Source organism: Moorena sp. SIO4E2, assembly GCF_010671945.1.
In the GTDB taxonomy this organism is placed as follows: domain Bacteria; phylum Cyanobacteriota; class Cyanobacteriia; order Cyanobacteriales; family Coleofasciculaceae; genus Moorena; species Moorena producens.
Window position 1 is genome coordinate 1 of the sequence record NZ_JAAHIE010001083.1, and the last position, 1,763, is coordinate 1,763.

3 protein-coding genes are annotated in these 1,763 nt (G+C 41.3%); 1 reads left to right on the forward strand and 2 read right to left on the reverse strand.

The window, feature by feature from the left end:
• Positions 1 to 1,052: TldD/PmbA family protein (locus F6K37_RS40865; protein WP_287257007.1), on the forward strand; the 1,052-nt coding region annotated here is incomplete at its 5' end.
• On the opposite strand, the gene F6K37_RS40870 is transcribed toward F6K37_RS40865, so the two are convergent.
• The gene (locus tag F6K37_RS40870) at positions 968 to 1,318 is read right to left on the reverse strand and encodes a hypothetical protein (protein WP_287257008.1); all 351 of its coding nucleotides are present in this window, start codon (positions 1,316 to 1,318) and stop codon (positions 968 to 970) included. The genes F6K37_RS40865 and F6K37_RS40870 overlap by 85 nt on opposite strands.
• A 140-nt stretch (positions 1,319 to 1,458) precedes the next feature.
• The coding region (locus F6K37_RS40875; protein WP_287257009.1) for a contractile injection system tape measure protein at positions 1,459 to 1,763 on the reverse strand (305 nt) is incomplete at its 5' end.

A 1,763-nucleotide genomic window follows, 5' to 3' on the forward strand; every position in this document is an offset into this window, starting at 1 on the left:
CAGACTTTAGCCCTGAATCAACGGTATCGATTCCAGAGATTCCCAATAATCAAGTGCCTCAACAGCCAGTATCTAAATTAGTAGAAACCCTACTGGATTCAGAGAAAAAGTTACTGGAAGCTCACTCAGCTATTGCCGGAGTTCCTTACAATGGACTATCTCAACGGGATGTTGAGCGCTTTTATGTCAATAGTGATGGGGCATTGCGCCAGCAAGCTAGCTCCTCGGCTTCCATTTATCTTTATACCAAAACTGAGGAAGAAGGGAAAAAGCCCCGTAGTGCTGGTGCCTATAAGATTAGTAAAGGGTTAGAAACTCTGGATATTCAGACTTGTCTGGAAAAAGCTGCTCAGAAAACCATCAGTCACTTGAACTATGAGAAAGTTAAGTCCGGAAAATATCGGGTAGTGTTCTCTCCCGAAGCTTTCCTGAGTCTACTGAATGCTTTTTCTAATTTATTTAATGCTCAGAATATTCTAGACAAGCAAAGCCTCTCGACTCCTGAGTCTCTAGGTACTCCAATTGCTTCTCCTCTGCTTTCTGTCTGTGATGATGAGCTACATCCAGAGAATGTGGCACCGGTCTATTTTGATGGAGAAGGAACACCTACTCGTCGAGTACCGATAATTACAGAAGGGGTGTTAAGCAGTTTTCTGCACAGTGCTGGCACCGCAAAACGCCTGAATGGTCAACCAACAGGTCATGCCAATATTGGGGCAAAAGTTACAGTTAGTCCTAATTTCTATCATGTTTTTCCTGGTCAATCTGCTGAACAAGAGTACAGTTTAGACCAAGCTGAAAATGTGATTTGGATTGATGAGGTGAATGCGCTTCATGCAGGAGTTAAAGCACTCGAAGGTTCCTTTTCTCTACCCTTTGATGGTTGGATGGTGAATAAGGGAGAATTAACTAGTATTGATTCCGCAACGGTAGCCGGAGATTTTCGGGAACTGCTGAAATCGATTATTTATGTGGAAAAAGAGGCTGAGTTGACCTCTGGTGGAGTCTGTCCAAAAATCTGGGTTGATGGTTTGTCCATTACTGGGGATTGAGGGTTATTTGGTTGAAGGTTAAGAGGTTGTTCGCGTAGCGTGGCCTTTTGGCCAAGGTTAATAGGTTGAAGGTTGAAGGTTGAAGGTTGAAGGTTGAAGGTTGAAGGTTGAAGGTTATTTGGTTGATGGTTGACGGTTGATTGGTAAAAAGTAAAAGTTAGTAGGCTTTTTAAGCATTCAGTTATCAGCTGAATGCTAATTTTTTTGATATTAACTACCCGGCTAAGCTGTCGCGCATTTAAATTGGTTATTATAGCACTACGCATTAAGGTTAGGACATTGATACAAGCTGAAAAGCTATTTTAGTAAACTTTTGCCTTTTGCCTTTTGTCTTTTGCCTTGCCCGTAGCGCTATACCTATTACCTATTCCCTGTTCCCTGTTCCCTGTTCCCTGTTCCCTACAGCTTACCACTCTACATATAAAATATTATCCATCCACGGCAGCTTGACAACTCGTATGCTCCAAGGAATTCTATCTAGTAAAATATCGTAAGTTTCACGTTCAACCTGTAGCAGCCAACTACCATCACGAATTCTCACAATACCGTTTCTCTGCAAAAAAGCTTTTCTAAATCCTTCTATAGATGTATTTTTCAAAATAGACCAATTTTGAATCACAGCAGATAGCAAGTTTTCACATTCTGCTCGTTCTTGTGCGGTGATTTCTAAATTGGTGTCTATAGGTTCTAATAAATCTATACCGCATAGTA

Excerpts from the sequence above, each read along its gene's own strand:
- F6K37_RS40870 (WP_287257008.1), bottom strand. The coding sequence starts at position 1,318 with ATGCGTAGTGCTATAATAACCAATTTAAATGCGCGACAGCTTAGCCGG.